The sequence below is a fragment of the Nonomuraea endophytica genome, from assembly GCF_014203235.1.
Classification (GTDB): domain Bacteria; phylum Actinomycetota; class Actinomycetes; order Streptosporangiales; family Streptosporangiaceae; genus Nonomuraea; species Nonomuraea endophytica.
Map to the genome: position 1 here is coordinate 334,464 of NZ_JACHIN010000010.1, position 15,648 is coordinate 350,111.

At 70.0% G+C, this 15,648-nt stretch carries 20 protein-coding genes; 8 read left to right on the forward strand and 12 right to left on the reverse strand.

What is annotated here, in order from left to right:
* Positions 1-82: 82 nt before the first annotated feature.
* On the reverse strand, positions 83-730 hold the full coding sequence (locus HNR40_RS34310) for a response regulator transcription factor (RefSeq protein WP_184968805.1): 648 nt from the start codon (positions 728-730) through the stop codon (positions 83-85).
* Positions 715-1,950 (reverse strand): sensor histidine kinase, encoded by a 1,236-nt coding sequence (locus tag HNR40_RS34315; protein WP_184968808.1) that lies wholly within the window; start codon positions 1,948-1,950, stop codon positions 715-717. Before HNR40_RS34315 ends, HNR40_RS34310 begins: the two co-directional genes overlap by 16 nt.
* A 152-nt stretch (positions 1,951-2,102) precedes the next feature.
* Here HNR40_RS34315 and HNR40_RS34320 point away from each other — a divergent pair, with 152 nt between their 5' ends.
* The 5 genes from HNR40_RS34320 to HNR40_RS53780 all read left to right on the forward strand — a co-directional run bounded on the left by HNR40_RS34320 (position 2,103) and on the right by HNR40_RS53780 (position 5,844).
* Complete coding sequence (locus HNR40_RS34320) at positions 2,103-2,510, forward strand: hypothetical protein (protein WP_184968810.1); 408 nt, start codon at positions 2,103-2,105, stop codon at positions 2,508-2,510.
* 425 nt (positions 2,511-2,935) lie between these two features.
* Positions 2,936-4,489, forward strand: coding sequence for a serine/threonine-protein kinase (locus HNR40_RS34325; protein WP_184968812.1), 1,554 nt, complete (start codon positions 2,936-2,938; stop codon positions 4,487-4,489).
* Positions 4,490-4,973: 484 nt separating this feature from the next.
* The gene (locus HNR40_RS34330) at positions 4,974-5,534 is read left to right on the forward strand and encodes a hypothetical protein (RefSeq protein ID WP_184968814.1); all 561 of its coding nucleotides are present in this window, start codon (positions 4,974-4,976) and stop codon (positions 5,532-5,534) included.
* Between the two features lie 10 nt (positions 5,535-5,544).
* Positions 5,545-5,667: a hypothetical protein gene (locus tag HNR40_RS56645; protein WP_281395610.1), complete on the forward strand. Its 123-nt coding sequence runs from the start codon at positions 5,545-5,547 to the stop codon at positions 5,665-5,667.
* Between the two features lie 3 nt (positions 5,668-5,670).
* Positions 5,671-5,844, forward strand: a complete 174-nt coding sequence (locus HNR40_RS53780) for a Tn3 family transposase (RefSeq protein ID WP_312896627.1) — start codon at positions 5,671-5,673, stop codon at positions 5,842-5,844.
* A 9-nt stretch (positions 5,845-5,853) separates the two neighbouring features.
* On the opposite strand, the gene HNR40_RS34340 is transcribed toward HNR40_RS53780, so the two are convergent.
* Positions 5,854-6,027 carry a hypothetical protein gene (locus HNR40_RS34340; RefSeq protein ID WP_184968816.1) on the reverse strand — a complete coding sequence of 58 codons (174 nt, stop codon included), beginning with the start codon at positions 6,025-6,027 and terminating at the stop codon, positions 5,854-5,856.
* 314 nt (positions 6,028-6,341) lie between these two features.
* Between HNR40_RS34340 and HNR40_RS34345 the strand changes: the two genes are divergently transcribed.
* On the forward strand, positions 6,342-7,046 hold the full coding sequence (locus HNR40_RS34345) for a hypothetical protein (RefSeq protein WP_184968818.1): 705 nt from the start codon (positions 6,342-6,344) through the stop codon (positions 7,044-7,046).
* Between the two features lie 460 nt (positions 7,047-7,506).
* Here the strand turns inward: HNR40_RS34345 and HNR40_RS34350 are convergent, their stop codons facing one another.
* Positions 7,507-8,112 carry a TetR/AcrR family transcriptional regulator gene (locus HNR40_RS34350; RefSeq protein WP_184968820.1) on the reverse strand — a complete coding sequence of 202 codons (606 nt, stop codon included), beginning with the start codon at positions 8,110-8,112 and terminating at the stop codon, positions 7,507-7,509.
* A 61-nt stretch (positions 8,113-8,173) separates the two neighbouring features.
* Here HNR40_RS34350 and HNR40_RS34355 point away from each other — a divergent pair, with 61 nt between their 5' ends.
* Positions 8,174-8,605: a VOC family protein gene (locus HNR40_RS34355; RefSeq protein WP_184968822.1), complete on the forward strand. Its 432-nt coding sequence runs from the start codon at positions 8,174-8,176 to the stop codon at positions 8,603-8,605.
* Positions 8,606-8,663: 58 nt separating this feature from the next.
* Here the strand turns inward: HNR40_RS34355 and HNR40_RS34360 are convergent, their stop codons facing one another.
* The 5 genes from HNR40_RS34360 to HNR40_RS34380 form a co-directional block, all read right to left on the reverse strand.
* Positions 8,664-8,996: an EthD domain-containing protein gene (locus HNR40_RS34360; RefSeq protein WP_184968979.1), complete on the reverse strand. Its 333-nt coding sequence runs from the start codon at positions 8,994-8,996 to the stop codon at positions 8,664-8,666.
* Positions 8,997-9,031: 35 nt separating this feature from the next.
* A complete protein-coding gene (locus HNR40_RS34365; protein ID WP_184968824.1) occupies positions 9,032-9,559 on the reverse strand; it encodes a nuclear transport factor 2 family protein in 528 nt (175 codons plus the stop codon).
* Positions 9,560-9,635: 76 nt separating this feature from the next.
* Positions 9,636-10,601 (reverse strand): quinone oxidoreductase family protein, encoded by a 966-nt coding sequence (locus tag HNR40_RS34370; protein WP_184968826.1) that lies wholly within the window; start codon positions 10,599-10,601, stop codon positions 9,636-9,638.
* Between the two features lie 77 nt (positions 10,602-10,678).
* A complete protein-coding gene (locus HNR40_RS34375) occupies positions 10,679-11,524 on the reverse strand; it encodes an SDR family NAD(P)-dependent oxidoreductase (RefSeq protein ID WP_184968828.1) in 846 nt (281 codons plus the stop codon).
* Entirely contained in the window at positions 11,521-12,480 is a 960-nt protein-coding gene (locus HNR40_RS34380) for an SDR family NAD(P)-dependent oxidoreductase (protein WP_184968831.1), read from the reverse strand. The genes HNR40_RS34375 and HNR40_RS34380 overlap by 4 nt, the downstream gene beginning before the upstream one ends.
* Positions 12,481-12,551: 71 nt before the next feature.
* Here HNR40_RS34380 and HNR40_RS34385 point away from each other — a divergent pair, with 71 nt between their 5' ends.
* Complete coding sequence (locus HNR40_RS34385; RefSeq protein WP_184968833.1) at positions 12,552-13,469, forward strand: LysR family transcriptional regulator; 918 nt, start codon at positions 12,552-12,554, stop codon at positions 13,467-13,469.
* Between the two features lie 439 nt (positions 13,470-13,908).
* Here HNR40_RS34385 and HNR40_RS34390 read toward each other — a convergent pair whose 3' ends face one another.
* From HNR40_RS34390 to HNR40_RS34400, 3 genes are all read right to left on the reverse strand, one after another.
* Complete coding sequence (locus tag HNR40_RS34390; RefSeq protein WP_184968835.1) at positions 13,909-14,310, reverse strand: hypothetical protein; 402 nt, start codon at positions 14,308-14,310, stop codon at positions 13,909-13,911.
* Positions 14,311-14,477: 167 nt separating this feature from the next.
* Positions 14,478-15,113, reverse strand: coding sequence for an SRPBCC family protein (locus tag HNR40_RS34395; protein ID WP_184968837.1), 636 nt, complete (start codon positions 15,111-15,113; stop codon positions 14,478-14,480).
* A 1-nt stretch (position 15,114) separates the two neighbouring features.
* Complete coding sequence (locus HNR40_RS34400) at positions 15,115-15,510, reverse strand: ArsR/SmtB family transcription factor (RefSeq protein WP_184968839.1); 396 nt, start codon at positions 15,508-15,510, stop codon at positions 15,115-15,117.
* Between the last annotated feature and the right edge of the window lie 138 nt (positions 15,511-15,648).

Consider the following 15,648-nt stretch of genomic DNA (forward strand, 5'->3'; position numbering starts at 1 on the left):
TGGCAAATGCACCGGGGCAGGGCGGAGGGCGTGTTCGACGGGTATGAGTGGGTCCGGTGAACGTGCCAGCCGCCCGATCAAGCTAGGGCTTGTTCAGATAGGCCAACACGGCGCGGACGCGACGGTTGGTGTCTTCGTCGTCGACGATGCCGAGCTTGCCGAACATGGAGGTGGTGTACTTGCTGATGGCGCTGTCGCTGAGGAAAAGGCGGCGGCCGATGGCCTGGTTGGACAGTCCCTCGGCCATGAGAGTCAGCACGTCGTGCTCGCGTTCGGTGAGCCGCTCGAGTCCGCGGCTCGGGGAACTGCCGGACAGCAGCTTGGCGATGACCGCCGGGTCCATGGCGGTCCCGCCGTCCGCGACGCGTTCCAGCGCGCCGATGAACTGGTCGGCGTCGAACACGCTCTCCTTCAGCAGGTAGCCGACGCCGCCGGAGCCGTCGGCCAGGAGCTCCCGGGCGTACAGCTGCTCTACGTGCTGGGAGAGGATGAGGACCGGCAGCCCGGGCATCTCGGCACGGGCGGCGAGGGCCGCGCGCAGGCCCTCGTCAGACTGGTTCGGCGGCATGCGTACGTCGATGACGGACACGTCCGGGCGCCATCTCCGTAGCGCTTCCAGCGTATCGGGGCCAGTGGCCGCCGTGGCCACCACCTGGTGCCCGTACGCCTGGATCAGGCGGACCATCCCCTCGCGCAGGAGATAGAGGTCTTCGGCTACAACGAGTCGCATGGCAGTGCCATTCTCACACGGGTCGGGCCGCCCGGCGGGCTGCTGACCTCCAGGGCGCCGTCGAAGACCGCCAGGCGGCGACGCAGACCGGCGAGTCCGCCGTCGGCGCGCACATTGGCCCCGCCCGGCCCATCGTCCTCGACCTCGACGATGAGATCGCCGTCGTCCCGGGAGAGGGAGATACGCGCCCGGGACGGCTGGGCGTGTCTGACCGCGTTGGTCAGCAGCTCGGCGACGCCGAAGTAGACGGCGGCCTCGATCGGCGGGTCCAGGCGTAGTCCGGCGTCGGCGCTGACGGCCACGTCGAGGGGAACGTCCAGAGCCAGGGCGCGGACGGCGTCGACGAGCCCCCGCTCGTTCAGCACCGGCGGGCTGATCCCTTTGACCAGTTCGCGAAGCTCGGCCAGCGAGGCGGCGGCACCGCCTCGCGCTTCGCGCATCAGCGCCTTCGCCTGGTCGGGGTCGGTCTCCATCAGTTTCTCCGCGGTCGCCAACGCGAGTCCGAGCGTGACCAGGCGGGCCTGCGCCCCGTCGTGCAGGTCCCGTTCGATCCGGCGGATCTCGGCGGCCTGGGCCACCGTCGTGTCCGCGCGCTGGGCGGTCAACTCCTCCACCCGCTCGGTCATCGTCATCGCGCGCGACGGGCGCAGGAAGCGGACAGCCACCGGCACGAGCAGCCGCCAGGCGTAGGGGGCTGTGGCGATGGCCACGACCAAGCCGAGTATCCCCTGGCCAAGCCCAAGGACCGCCGCGACCACGCCGACCGGCGGAACGGACGCCACCACGCCCGCGGCGAACGGCACGATCCCAGTGAACCGCACGTCACGCCAGACGGCGGGATCCTTCCACCGCACCCGCCATTTCTGATCCAGGACGGCATCGCGGCGGCTGCGCTCGTAGGAGAAGCCGTTCCACCAGTACCCGGTGGACATCCGCACCACCGGCCCAGCCTCCCGGTACCCGGCGGGGATGAAGGTGCCCGTCCACCTCGCCACCAGCGAACGGACCATCCGGCAGACCGGCCGGGACAGTCCGAGGGTGCCCACGCACACCAGCACGAACGGCCCCAGCCACGACCATGGGTTCCCCGCACCCCACCAGATGGCCCACGCCACGGCCACGGCCCACACGGCCGGGACCAGCATGGTGACGACCGCCACCACGCACGACCGCACGAACCCCACGCCAACGCGCCCCGCCCAGATACCCAACTGCCGCATGCCTCTTCCTTCGCCTCTCCATTCGATGCTTCCACTGTGCACCGCGCGGAGCGCGCCACTGCCCTGACCGGCCAAGGAGTGGGTCTGGCCCCACCCACCCGTGTGCCTGGACCGATACCGCCTCGGCCAAGCGCTTCGTAGCGTCGCTGAGCATGGAATCCAACAATCCCCGTACCCAAGGGGCCTTCGACACGGCGAAGAACAGCATCAAGGTTTACGGCGCACTCAGCGCCATCGCCCTGCTGGCGGTCATTGTGGTGTCGAGCAGCGGTCACATAGTGAACACGTTCATGTGGGTCCGGGCAGCCCTGCTGCCTGCGGTCGCCGTGCTGATCTACCGGATGACCGTCTCCGCTTCCCGGGGATCTCGACGGGCCTTCGAGCGCGTGAATGCCCTCACCGTCATCATGCCGATCGCGATCATCGGCGTCGATCTGATCCCGGGGATTTGCCCGCTGTGGTACGCCGTGACGCAGGTCGTCTGCATGCTGCCCGTCATCCGGGTCGCGATCATCACCCGCGGCTCCGCACTGCGCGCCGCCTTTCCCAAGAGGCGCTGATCAGGCTTCGACCGCGTTTCTCCACCCTCGGTGGCGCCACCCCGTCCCCTGTGGGCGGCGCCTGCCGCTCCAGGGCAGGGTGCGGCGCCCCTTCTTGCAGATGACCCGTGGGTCGTTGGGACGAGCAGGCACAGAGCCAGGGCGTTGGGACGATGGGCTTTTCTGCAGGCGCGGTGGAGACGGCGGACGGTGGCCGGCAGCGCTGGCGAGCACGCCCGGGTTCATGGCAAGGGCGGCAGCGTACGCACCGTGCTACTGGATGCACCCTCTCCGGCGGCCGACCTGAGATAAGCGTGAACGGCGGCGTCCAGCACGTGGGTTCCTCCTGGTGAACGGACGACTGGCACAAACGAGGGCGCTTCGGTCGGGGAGGCAAGCCGGGGCACGATGGCCGCAGCGGAGGAAGGAGCACTAAGGTCGTCTGCGTGCTGCCCCTCGCGTCCTCCGATCCCGGTCAGATAGCCGTCTACGAGCTGAGCGGCGTGCTCGGCAGAGGCGGGCAGGGATCGGTCTATATGGGGAAGAACGCCGCCGGTGCCCAGGTGGCGGTGAAGGTGCTGCACGCCCAGGTGGTGGACGAGGAGATGCACCGCAGGTTCCTGCGTGAGGCCGAGGCGGCGCGCCGGGTGGCGCCGTTCTGCACCGCCCGGGTGCTGGATGTGGGGGTTGAGGACGGCCGGCCGTACATGGTGAGCGAGTACATCGCGGGGCCGTCGCTGGAGCGGCTGGTCAAGGGCGAGGGCGTGCGGTTCGGCAGCGGGCTGGAACGCCTGGCCGTGGCGACGCTCACCGCGCTGGCGGCGATCCACCGGGCCGGGGTGGTGCACCGCGACTTCAAGCCCAGCAACGTGATCATGGGTGCGGAAGGCCCGGTCGTCATCGACTTCGGCATCGCCCGCGCACACGACCAGACCGCCACCAGCAGCATCATGGGCACCCCGGCCTTCATGGCGCCCGAGCAGTTCGAAGGCCGCGCCCTCACCGGCGCCGCCGACCTGTTCAGCTGGGTCAGCACCATGGTGTTCGCGGCCACGGGGGAGCAGGCGTTCCGAGGGGACACGATGCCGTCCCTCATGCACGCGATCCTGACCACTGAGCCGGATCTGTCCGGTGTGCCGGCCGAGATCCGGCCGCTGCTGCATGCCTGCCTGGCCAAGAACCCCGCGCAGCGCCCCACGGCCGACGGTCTGCTGGCTCAGCTCACCGGAGCGCCGTCCGGTCCTCAGATCGTGCCCACGCAGGCCGCGCCGCCTCAGGGAGTGCCGACTCAGGCCGAGCCGACCCCAGCGGTGCGGCCTCAGGACGTGCCGCCTCAGCCTCAGCCGGTCGCGGGGACGCTGCGGCTGCCGCCCGCGCCGGGGCCGCAGGTTCCGCCGTGGCAGCCGCCGGCCAAGGTCCAGCGCTCGCCCGCCGACGTCGTCCACCTGATCGCCTCGGTGCTGGCGCTGGCCCTCGGTGGCCTCATCTCGCTCACCCTGCTCGGCCATGCCGTCACCCGGATGCCCGTGCTGACCATCATCACCCTCGGGGCGGCGCTCCTGTTCGTCCCGGCGTTCTCCCTCGCGCTGTGGCGCCACAGCGTGGCCTCGGCAATCTGCATGGCCATGCTGGTGCCGTTGGCGCTGGTGTTGCTGTTCTGGGCCACCGCCCTGGATTCCGGGGACGGCCTTCCCGCGCTGCTCGTGGCGGTCGTTCCGGGCGTGCTGATGGGCGTGATGGTCTGCGTGGCCGCGCTCGCGCTGTGGCGGCTCAGCGCCGCGGCCGGGGTGATCGGCGCCATCGGCGGCGCGCTGGTGGCGCTCGAAGCCCTCGCCCTCTTCGCCGTGACACTGTCCGAAACGCTGCCCCACTCCGTCTACCATTCGCTGCCCGTGGTGTCGGCTGCCGCCCGGGTGGTGCTCGCCGCCTGGATCGCGGTCACCTGTGTCGTGCTCGTGGTGCGGGCGTTCAAGGGATCCCCGCCGAAGATCGCCGCCTAGCCTGTACGGCCTGCCCCACCGCCAGCCCGGCGACGGCCAGCGCCCACCCCCGATCGCCGGCCACCCGAGCGCCTCGGTGGCGTATGCGCCGGTCCGCGGCCTGGCCAGCCCACCGCGGCCAGCATGCCGGTGAGCCCGCCGATCATCATCAGCGCGCTGCCCGCGAGAGCGAGCACGGCGACCGCCCAGCTCCAGCGCCACAGCAGGTCACCGATCTGGAGCCGCTGCCGTACGCGCTGGTGTGGGGGAGGGAGGCGGAGATCCGAGGACGTTGGCGTGTCAAACGGCGGCTGCCGGGCGGGGGTGGGAACGCGGCGCGGCTGTGACACACACGTGACGCGGCGCGGACATGGCGGGGACACGGCCAGCCCACAGTGGAAAGGGCTGGCCGGAGATCGATGAATGCTCCAAGAGAGGTCTACGAATGGAACATGAGCCGCCAAGAGACTTAGGCGTATTCGGCCTGGCACTCACCCGGTCGCGAGTGAGCGTGGTCACCACGGCGCTGCCGTTCCTCGTCCTCGGCGTTGTGGCCGTCTTCTTGTTCGGGATCTCATGGGTCGCGCTGCTGGGCGGCGTGGTGCTGGCCGTCCTCAGTCTGGTGATCGCGCCCCTGCTGCTTGTACCGCCCTCGCCTCTGGCGAAATACCTGGCACATCCCGACACGGCCCGACCCGCGAACGCGGTTCTGAACCTGACCTCCGCAGCTCTCATCGAGCTGGCCCGGCTGGGCGTTGTGCTGTTCCTGAACGCCCAGCTTCGCGACGCCGCCTGGCTGGGGCTCGGCGCCCACATCCCCATCATGGTGATCGCCGTCGGGACGTTCGGCATGGTGGCGTTCCTGGGATCTTCATTACCGACTCAGGAGGATGCCAGGCCGCGCGGGGCGGCTTCCTACCTGCGCGAATCTTTCGGGTACGGCAGGAACATCCTGGTGGATGCGGTGCTGACCCTGCTCCTGGTCTGGAGTCCGTGGCTCGCCTTCGTCACCGTTCCCGCTGGCGCCGTGTGGCATGCCCTTCTGGACTCCAAGCGGCCACGCTAGCCGGATCACGTTGCGGTCGCCCTGCTTCGCCGACCTGGGCGAGCAGCGCTTCTGGCGCGCCGACCTGCCCGACGGCACGACGCCGGCGTACGGGCCGCTGGAGGCGATCGTCCGCAGCAAGATCAACCGATAGAAGATCGCTACCCAGTGGGCGGATATGACCCGGGTCGCCGGGTCGCTGGTGACCAACCAGGTGCGCGCCTACGACCTACTGCGCATGTTCGCCCGCAACGGCCGCCCCACCCCGCTCGGGCAAGATAACGCTGCGCGGCGGCCGTGGCGAGGCCGCCGGCGTGCCGGAGCGGGATGACGGGTGCGCTCACCGATCGCGCTCCGGCCCGTCGTGGCTGGAACCGGTCAGGGCGTCGCGGGCTTTGGCCTCGGCGGCCCAGGCGGTGGTGGTCTGGCCGAGCACGGCGGTGGTGTGTTCCAGCCGGGCGGCGCTGTCGACCTCCGGCTGGCCGGTCCGCCCTGCCGGCGTCTGCTCACCCACGAAGGCCCCCTTGATATCCGCTGAGGTTCGGCCCGGCTTCCACACCCGCCAGACCGCCATTATCCGCCGAGATACCAGCCCGGCTCGGCCAACACCGCCACCATCACGGCGGCGAACGGCGGGGGCGGGTCTGCTGGTACCAAGGGGCAGATCTTCCCCAGGCTTGCACTCATCCGCTTCGGGGATTTCATGCGAATAGCTCCCGACCGCCGGGCAAAAGCCCGGCCGGATGAATGGAGCGCAGAGTGCACCACAATCACGTAGGTTCGCGGCCCCGACGATGGTGGCTGATATCTCTGCTGGCGGTCGTAGCCGTGCTGGGTGGGGGAGCCGTACCCGCGTCCGCGCTGGCGGCCGACTCAGCCGAGGTGAATCGGGCGGCCGGGTCCGCGTCGGCGTTGCGCGACTTTGACGCGGTCACCACCGTGAACGAGCGCAACGTGTGGAAGCACATGGCGTTGATCGGCGACCAGTACGCGATCTTCAACGACTTCGGGCTCATCCAGGGGCCGGCCTCGATCAGGCAGAAGTGGCCGTTCCTGCCCGAGCAGTTCACCCACGACGTGGACTCGGCGGGGATCTCCTTCAGCGGTCCCGGTTTCCGCTGGCGTCACACCTGGACCAAGGGCAACCAGGCGATCGTCTTCGAGGACTCCGGCATCATCTCGGGGCCCTTCGCGATCCCCACCCCGTACGACGGCATCAGCGACCTCAACATCGGAAGCGGCCCGACCGCCAGGGTCCGGCACTTCGCGGTGCGCGGCGGCCTGTTCACCTTCTTCGACGGCCTCAACTTCACCATTCCCACCGCTCGCCTGGCCGATCAGGCGTTCCTGCCCGAACGGTTCAAGAGCGACCTCGATGACGTCTCGCTGGAGATCGAGAACAGCGAGCCCACCAAGTTCAGCTACTACAAGGACAACGAGCGCCTCATCTTCGGCTCCGGCGGCCGGATCATCGAGCTGGTGAATCTCGACGTCAAGTGGCCGTTCCTGAACAACTGGCGGACCATCACCTGACCGGGCAGCGCTTCGCGTCGAAACCGTAAAGTGGCCCGGGCCAGCCAGGCCCGGGCCACTTCAGCCAGGTGAACCTTTCATCGTCCAAGCCCATCGGGACGCCCTGACGTGGCCGCGTGGCGGGCCTGGCGCCCGTGGGCGGCGGAGCGCCCAGCGCGGCATCGCCGCCGCCTTCCGCCAGGTCGGCGGCGCCGACAGTTCAGGCTCGTCCTGCCCAGAGGCGTTTCATGGGTCCGTTTCAGCAGCTCAGCCGCGTGCACCGACAAATGAAGCAGCCGAGCCCGCAGGTCAGCCCTGGCCACGGCGGACGTTCACCGGGCGACCACTCATGAAACAGCGGCAGCGGCAGGCGTGTCCAAGTGGGCCGACCAGGATCGGATCGAATTCGAAGTCGCCCGGGCCGTCCCGAACCGGCGGTGTGGAGCGTGACGATCGGGTCGGCTGCGCCTTGAGCGTTTGATCAGTCGGTATGCCGTGCGATCAGCGCCGAGGCGGTAATGGCCGCCTCTCGTCTGGCTGCATCGAGCGGGTCCGGCAGGTCGTCCAGCACGCCTTGGGCGAGGAACACCGCGTGGCCGTGGGCGCTGGCCGCGATGGCCAGAATCAGTCGACGCGCCCGGTGCTCATCGCCGCACAGGGCTCGGGCCGGCGCAGACAGTTCGGTGAACAGTGCCTGGCCGGCCGCAGCGAGTTCGGGGAAGCGGGCCTTGTCCAATCCGGCGGCGAACATGAGTTCAAACAGAGCTGGATGGTCGGCGGCGAACTGGACGTAGGCGGTGGCGAACGCTGCCAGTTGGGCGCCGGGGTCGGTGTGCTCGGCCATGGCGATGCGGTAGCGCTCGCGTTGTTGGGTGTATGCGCGCACCGCCAGTGCGGCCAGCAGCGCGTCGCGGTCGGGGTAGTGCTTGTACGGCGCGGCCACGCTGACCCCGGCGCGGCGGCTGGCCTCGGCCATGGTGAATCCGCCGATTCCCTTGGTGTTCAGGAGTTCCAGGGCGGCCTTCTCCAGTGCGTGGCGCAGGTCGCCGTGGTGGCGGCCGCTCGACCTCTTGATGTCCGCTGACATGGAGCTAAGGTTAGTGCCACTTACCTGGTTAGTGTCATTAACCTTTGGAGTGGAGGTCATCATGTCCGATGTCGACCTGGGGCTGGACGTGCATCACACCAGCCTGTCCGTGGCGGATCTCGACGCGCAGCTCGCCTGGTATCAGCACGCGCTCGGCCTGCACGAGATCGTCGAGGAGTACCAGCTCGACGAGCCGGCCGTGCGCACCGTGGTGCTGCAATCGCGTTCCGGCGTGCGGCTGGAGCTGATCGAACGGGCCGGCGCCACTCGTAGCCGCGCCCACACCGACCCGTTGGACGCCGCGAGCACGCTGGGGTTCGGCCACTGGGCGGTCTCGGTCCGCGACCTGGACACCGCGTTCGCGGCCATCGTGGCGGCCGGCGGCCGCGAGGTGTGGCCGCCGGCCGACGCCGTGCGGCCGGGCTCTCGATTCGCCTACGTCAAGGACCCGGAGGACAACCTCATCGAGTTGATCCAGCCGCCCGCGCGGTGAGTACGGTGGTCCAGGTATCGGCGCGGAAGTCGTTTTCGGGTGATTTCGGTCGGGCCGGTCAGAGCAGGGTTGCCGTGTGTTCGACGATGGCCGGATGGATGCCGGCGGACGTCTCGCGCAGGTAGGCCTTACGGAGTTCGCAGGCTCTGTGGTAGCTCGGGGATTGCAGGGCCTGGCGCATGTCGTCCTGCGAATCGAAGCTGATTTTGACGATGGCGTCGATCGGCTCGTCGGCGCCGTCGGTGGCCGCGTCGGCGAGGAAGTACTGGATGTACTCCCGGGTCTGCGGCAGCGCCACATAGGTCGGGCCGTACTCCAGTTCCATGAAACGCCGGAACTCCTCGGTCGACACCTCGGCCCGCTTACGGATCACCGTCAGCATGGTGAACATCACGCGCTCTCCTGAAACGTTCGGGTGAGGCCCGGTCAACCGGGGTCGATCGTGTGGTCGATGGTGGGGAAGGTGTCCATCCAGAGGATCTCGAGCCGGCGGTGGACGATGCGCCAGCCTTCGGGGCGGCGTTCGAGCCGGTCGAGGAAGAAGCCGGTCTGGATGAGGTTCCAGCCTGCCTGACCGCTGCGGCCTTGGTGGGTGTGGATGTGCGGGGTGCGGGCTGTCGCGGTGTCGCCGTCGATGTGCACGGTGGGCACACCTTCGAAGTGCTGCCAGTGGTCGATGCCGCTCATGGATCCGCCCGGTCCGCGCATGGCCTGGGCGAGTTCTTTGTAGGTCACGCCGCGAAGGGGCGCGCCGGTGACCGAGTAGTCCACGGTGGCCTCGGGCGCGAACACCTGGTCCCATTCGGCCAGCACGTCATTGTCACCGTTCTGGTGCAGGTCCTGGCCCAGCCCGTAGCGGGTCACCAGGTCCTGGATCTCGATCCGGTCGGTGAGGTGGCGCAGTCGCTCCTCGACGGAGCGGTCGCCTCCGGTGGACGTCGTCTGCGTGGTCATGGCTTCGACACTCTTCCTGAACACTCGATAGTGGTGGTTGTGGCCGGCAGGGGCATGCGGCGCCGAGGAGGGCGGCTCAAGGCAGGAGCAGGAGTTTGCCGGTGGTCGCGCGCGATTCGATGTCGCGGTGGGCCTGGGCGGCATCCTTGAGCGGGTAGCGTCCGCCGATCTCGACGCGGAGCCGGCCCTGGCTGACCAGTTCGAAGAGCTCGGCACTGTGGGCCAGAAGCTTGTCGCGGGTGGGAATGTGGTCGCGGAACACCGGATAGCAGATCTTGATGCTGTTGGGCAGCTCGCGCATGTTCACCACCGGTGGGTCGCCGATGACGGCTCCGTAGTAGAGCAGGGTGCCGTGTCTGCGCAGGACCTGCATCGAGGCCCGGAAGGTGGTCTCGCCTCCGCCGTCGAACACGGTGTGCACGCCCTGTCCTCCGGTGAGGTCCAGGACCGGCTGCACGAAGGCGCTGCCAGTGGAGACCAGCACGTGGTCGGCTCCCGCCTGCCGGGCGATGTCGGCCTTGGCCTGGGTGGAGGCCAGGCCGATGACCGTGCCCCCGCGTGCCTTGATGAGCTGGGTCAGCTTTTGCCCGAGTCCGCCGGCGGCCGCGTGGACCAGGGTCGTCTGCCCCGGTTCCACGGGTGCGGCCTCCGTGGTGAAGTGGTGGGCGGTGATGCCCTGCATCATGATGCCCGCCGCGACCTCGTCGGTCACATCGTCCGGGATGGGCACGGCGCTGGCAGCCGGCATCAGCACCTGCTCGGCGTAGGAGCCGTAGGCGTACACCCAGGCGACCCGGTCGCCGACGGCGAATTCGCTCACGCCGTCGCCGAGCGCGCTGATGCGGCCGGCACCCTCCACGCCGGGCACGAACGGCACCTGGCCCACCGCGGGGCCGAGCCGCCGTGCGCCGGTGTCCATGAAGTTCACCCCGGCCGCGCCGACCTGGACGCTGATCTCGCCCGGGCCTGGGCGCGGATCCGGCCGCTGGGCGATCCGCAGTTCCTCCGGCCCGCCGAGCTGCTCCACAACTATCGCCTGCATCGTCATGCCTTCCTGATCGGTGGTCGCCTCTATGTCACGCGACACAAATGGACTGACAAGTCCAATCGCGGCCCGCGTCACTCACCGGGCTTCCAGGGCAGGACGTCGCCGTTGCGGACGAGCTGCCCGTAGTGGTCTGGATCGACGGGGCCCAGGGCGAGGTGGAGGAGGGGGACGGCGGCGTCGGCGGGGCTGGGGGCATCACTCACGTCCCACCACATGCCGGAGGTGGGGGTGTTCATCATGCCGGGGCAGACAGCGGCCAGCAGGATGCCCCGTACGACGTCCTGCTCGCGGCGCTGATGGGCGAGGGCGCGGACGGCGGCGACCTGACCGATCTTGGAGGGGATGTTGACGAAGCCCGGCCAGGCGCCGCCGCGGGCGGACCCGTCGGCGACGGCGTCCCGCCATGCTGCGACCTGCTCGTCCACCTCCTCCAGCGATGCCAGGCCGTCGAAGCGGTCGTGCAGCACCGGCGCCAGGTAGTGCAGCGTGCCCAGCGAACTGGCCACGACGATGAGCCGCCCGCCGTCGCGCAGCAGCGGCGCGAACGCCCGCAGCACCCGGGTCGTGCCGAAGTTGTTGACCTCGGCGTACTCGGTGACGATCTTGCGCGGATCGTCATCGGGCCCCACCCGCATGACGGCGTTGCCGAACACCGCGTCCACGCCGCCGTGCCGGTCCCGCAGCCGGTCGGCGAGCCGGTCGGCCGCATTCGGGTCGGCGACGTCGAGCAGCTCACCGCGCACCCGTGCGCCGCCGCCCGGCGCCGCGTCCACGGCGCGGGTGACACGGTCCAGATCCCGTCCGGTCAGGTAGACCGTGTCTCGCGGGGACAGGTGTTGCGTCAGCCCTTCGGCCAACGCCAGGCCGAGTCCCTGGGTGGCGCCCGTGATCAGGGCGACTTTCGGTGTGACGGTCATGACGCCGCCAGGACCTGAGCGAGCGCGGTGTTGGCGAGCAGGGCCTGCGACAACTCCCACAGCCGCCGGGCGCCGCCGGGGTCCAGGGCGTAGCGGGCCACGCCGTGCAGGGGCGGCGCTTCGCCGCGGCGGTCGATGGTCGGGGTCTGGTTGCAGTCGACGAAGTACCGGCCGCCGACGCCCTCCAGCAGCGGCGAGGTCGCCAGCAGCACGGAGGTGGCCGCGCCCTGCTCCACGGTCTTGATCAGCTCCGGTGGGACGCGGCCGCTCCCACGGCCGCCGGTGTGGCGCTGCAGGCCCGTGTAGATCGCGCCGGGCATCAACGCGTTCGCGGTGATCCCGTCACCGGCCCAGCGGCGGGTCGCCTCGACCGCGAACAACACGTTGGCCGTCTTGGACTGCCCGTAGGCCAGCCACGGGTCGTAGGGGCGGAAGGCGAAGTTCACATCGTCGAACACCACCGGAGACGTCTGGTGACCGGTGGAACTGACCACCACGACGCGCGCCGCGCCGTCGGCCGCCAGCGCCGCGTGCAAGCCGGTGGCCAGCGCGAAGTGCCCCAGATGGTTGGTGGCGAACTGCAGCTCCCAGCCCTGCGGGGTGTACTGCCCGGGGCAGGCCATCACGCCGGCGTTGTTGACCAGAATGTGCAACGGCCCGTCCCAGGACGTGGTGAACGCCGCGACCGACGCCGGGTCGGCCAGATCCAGCGCCGCCACCCGCACGGCCGCATTCCCGGTGGAGGCCGTGATGCCGGCGGCGACGCGCTGCCCCGCGCCCGTGTCGCGTACGGCCAGTGTGACCTCGGCGCCGGCGGCGGCCAGTGCCCGCCCCGTCTCGACGCCGATGCCCGAGGACGCCCCGGTCACCACGGCGCGACGCCCCGCCAGATCGATGCCCGCGGCGACCTCGGCCGCCGTGCTGGCGAATCCGTAAGGAGTTCGTATCAAGCTCATACGCCCAGGCTAGGAGCCGCCGGACCCATTCCACCAACGAAAATATGTCACGTCTGCTATGTGTAAATGTCATGGCCTTCACCGATGCCTCACTCACCGCGCTGCGGGTGTTCCGCGAGGTGGCCGAGCGCGGCACGCTCACCGCGGCGGCCACCGCGCTCGGCTACACCCAGTCCGCGGTGTCCCGCCAGATCGCCTCGCTGGAACGCGCGGCCGGAACACCGCTGCTGCACCGCCGCCACGACGGCGTGCGGCTGACCCCCGCCGGACAGATCGTCCTTCGCCGCGCCGCCACCGTCATCGACCAGCTCGACGCCACCGCTCGCGAACTGGCCGGGCTGCCCGACGAACACGCCACCGTCCGGCTCGGCTGGTTCACCAGCGCCGGCGCCTGGCTACTGCCCACCGCACTGACCGCCCTACGCCACACCCACCCCGCCATCACCGTGACCACCCGCGAAGGCAGCACCCCCGCCCTGGTCCGCGCACTGCGCGCCGGCACCATCGATCTGGCGCTGCTGGCCTCCGCCCCGCCATTCCGCCCACCCGACAACGAGACCCCTGCCCTGGTCCTGCGCACGCTCACCGAACGCGGCCTGCGCATCGCCGTGCCCGAAACCCACCCGCTCGCCCGCGGCGAGGCGATCGATATCGCCGACCTGCACGGCCAACGCTGGATCGCCGGCACCGGCCAGGAACGCGTGATGGGCATCTGGCCCGGCCTGGACGAACGCCCCCACATCGCGCACACCGCCCGCGACTGGCTCGCCAAACTCCACCTCGTCGCCGCTGAGTGCGGCATCACCACCGTCCCCGCCGCCCTCGCCCCCGCGATGCCTCCAGGAGTGCGCGTCCTTCCCGTCCGGGGCGGCCCGGCCGAACAACGACGGATCCTGCTCGCCCACCTCCCCCGCACGCTCCCGGAACCCGCCGCCCGCCTCGCCGCCGCCCTCCGCGCCGCCGCCCTGAAAACCGACCTCTGGTCCTGACCCGGGCGCGGCACTGCTCACCGGGCGCGACCTGCACTGCTCCGTCCACCGCGACTGGACATCGACGACCTCGAGTGACCTACCGTTGCGCGGGCGGGGTCATGCTGATGAGGCCGTACTCGAAGCCGAGCTACACCCGCGCCCAGCTGATCGCGGCCCGCGACCTGTAACCTCCCGCCGCACCCCTGAAGCCCGGCCTGCCGCCGACTGCGAAGGCGCCCGCCGCCGCAGGCGGAAGGAAACCGGAAGGTCCGGCGAAATTGTGCCGATGTGGCCGAACGGGTGCGGGGATCAGGTCGATGGTGCCACGGTGGAAGGGCAGGAGCTGCGGGCCTCTGCGCACCCACCCGGCCCGCTGCAGCTCCCACTCCCTTGGCGAAACGGGCGCGATCTTCGGGGTGGTCTTCTGACCGCCGACCCGGGGCCGTACAGTGTCCGTTCAACATTCGCGTGCCGCCGGCGCGCCGGAGAGATTCGGTGTCTCTTCGCGCGGGCAGTCGCCGACTCGCAGCACCGGCGCGAGCTGGGCCCAGGTGACGCCGGCCGCGCCGGCGGCCTCGATCAGGTCCGGCTCGGCCTCGGCCAGCCAGTCGCGCAGCACGGCCAGCAGGGTCAGCGCGGCCAGCGCCTGATCGCCGCTCGGTTGGTGGGAGTCCGCGCTCCGCCGGGGGTTGGTCAGGTCGTGAATGTTGATCAGCCGCTGCAGCTGGTGCATCCCGGACCCGGAAGGCACGAAACGGGTGTGCCGGGCCTCGCCCAGAAAGGCCAGGGCCTGACCCGGCTGGGTCAGGTCGTAGGCAGGCCGCGCAGCGACTCCCGGAGGTGTCCACGCGGTGTCCACGTGGCGAGGACGGATCCGTCCTCGCCACGATGACAGCTCCGCATCCGGGTCGCCCCGGGAATGAGCGTGCTGCGGTCACCGGTTCGCAGCCTCGACGTCGCCGTCAGGATCCTCGGGCTCGGGGCCGTAACGGGCCTCCAGGCGGCGCGTTCGACGTCGTGGCGGGCTTAGGGGGCGTAGAACGCGGTGGTGGCCTTGACGGCGGCCGCCACCTGATCCGGATCGCCACCGGCTGCCAGGTGAGCTTCGCCCCATGCCGCAGCGCTGCGCCGCACGAACTCGCGCCCCGTGGGTGAGGTCTGGAACTCCTCGTGATCGAGGGTCTCGCCGTCTGCCAGGAACCGGGCCAGGGTGAGGAGATGCAGGTCCCAGCCCACACCGCCGGCACCGGGGCCGTAGGTCGGGAACATGGGCTCCCCGACGGCCGCCGCATGAACCAGTTCAAGCTCGGTGTCCCCGGCAGGGCCCGGGGACAGGCGCACCTCGACCTCGCTCGTGCCCGGCCACTCGTCGGCTTCCGGCCCGAAGAGCCAGGACACCCGCAGCAGACGCGGCGGCTCGCACCGGAGGATCTCCCCGTGCTCACCGCCGTCCAACTCGAACGATCCGCCGAGCCGCAGGTCTCCGGTGACCGACTTCAACCAACGGCCCAGCCGCTCAGGGTCGGTGATGGCGTTCCACACGTCGTCGACCGGCGCGTCGTAGCGACGCCGCAACTGCATCGTGTACGCGTCGCCGGCGGGCAGAACCGCTGTTCCCATCGTCCGGCGCGCAGCGGTTAGTTCGTCCAGCACGTCCTTCATGTCATGTTCCTTTCACTGGCGGATCGGCCTTGCCGACGTTGGTGCGCGCATCGGGCTGCCGGCCGGCCCGGGACCGGGATGCACGCCTGCCTCGGGCCAACTCAGTGCCCAGGGCATCGAGCCGCTGATCCCACAACCCCCGAAACCGGTCCAACCACACGTCAACCTCGCTGAGCGACGTCGGGTCGACGGCATAGAACCGGCGAGCCCCCTGTGCCCGGACCCACGCGAACCCGTTCTCACGCAGAACGCGAAGATGCTGGGAAACAGCCGGCTGGGACAGTGCGAACTCAGCCCGGATCACGTCCGTGATCGCCCCAGAAGTCTGCTCACCCTCGGCGAGCAGCTCCAGAATGCGCCGGCGCACGGGGTCGCCGAGAATGTCGAACGCATGCACGACCCGAAATATACCAGGTTAGGCTTATATAAGCCAGAGCTGGTATTGGCGCGTTGCCCCAGGTGTTGACGCACATCGACACCCGGCACGCCCATCGATGCCGGTGTCGAACGAGACCGACATCCGGTGTCAAGTGAG

Coding starts and splice junctions, on each gene's coding strand:
- HNR40_RS34385 (WP_184968833.1), top strand. CDS start 12,552: ATGGCCTTCACCGATGCCTCACTCACCGCGCTGCGGGTGTTCCGCGAG.
- HNR40_RS34355 (WP_184968822.1), top strand. CDS start 8,174: ATGTCCGATGTCGACCTGGGGCTGGACGTGCATCACACCAGCCTGTCC.
- HNR40_RS34380 (WP_184968831.1), bottom strand. CDS start 12,480: ATGAGCTTGATACGAACTCCTTACGGATTCGCCAGCACGGCGGCCGAG.
- HNR40_RS34370 (WP_184968826.1), bottom strand. CDS start 10,601: ATGCAGGCGATAGTTGTGGAGCAGCTCGGCGGGCCGGAGGAACTGCGG.
- HNR40_RS34395 (WP_184968837.1), bottom strand. CDS start 15,113: ATGAAGGACGTGCTGGACGAACTAACCGCTGCGCGCCGGACGATGGGA.
- HNR40_RS34310 (WP_184968805.1), bottom strand. CDS start 730: ATGCGACTCGTTGTAGCCGAAGACCTCTATCTCCTGCGCGAGGGGATG.
- HNR40_RS34350 (WP_184968820.1), bottom strand. CDS start 8,112: ATGTCAGCGGACATCAAGAGGTCGAGCGGCCGCCACCACGGCGACCTG.
- HNR40_RS34360 (WP_184968979.1), bottom strand. CDS start 8,996: ATGTTCACCATGCTGACGGTGATCCGTAAGCGGGCCGAGGTGTCGACC.
- HNR40_RS34365 (WP_184968824.1), bottom strand. CDS start 9,559: ATGACCACGCAGACGACGTCCACCGGAGGCGACCGCTCCGTCGAGGAG.
- HNR40_RS34315 (WP_184968808.1), bottom strand. CDS start 1,950: ATGCGGCAGTTGGGTATCTGGGCGGGGCGCGTTGGCGTGGGGTTCGTG.
- HNR40_RS34375 (WP_184968828.1), bottom strand. CDS start 11,524: ATGACCGTCACACCGAAAGTCGCCCTGATCACGGGCGCCACCCAGGGA.
- HNR40_RS34320 (WP_184968810.1), top strand. CDS start 2,103: ATGGAATCCAACAATCCCCGTACCCAAGGGGCCTTCGACACGGCGAAG.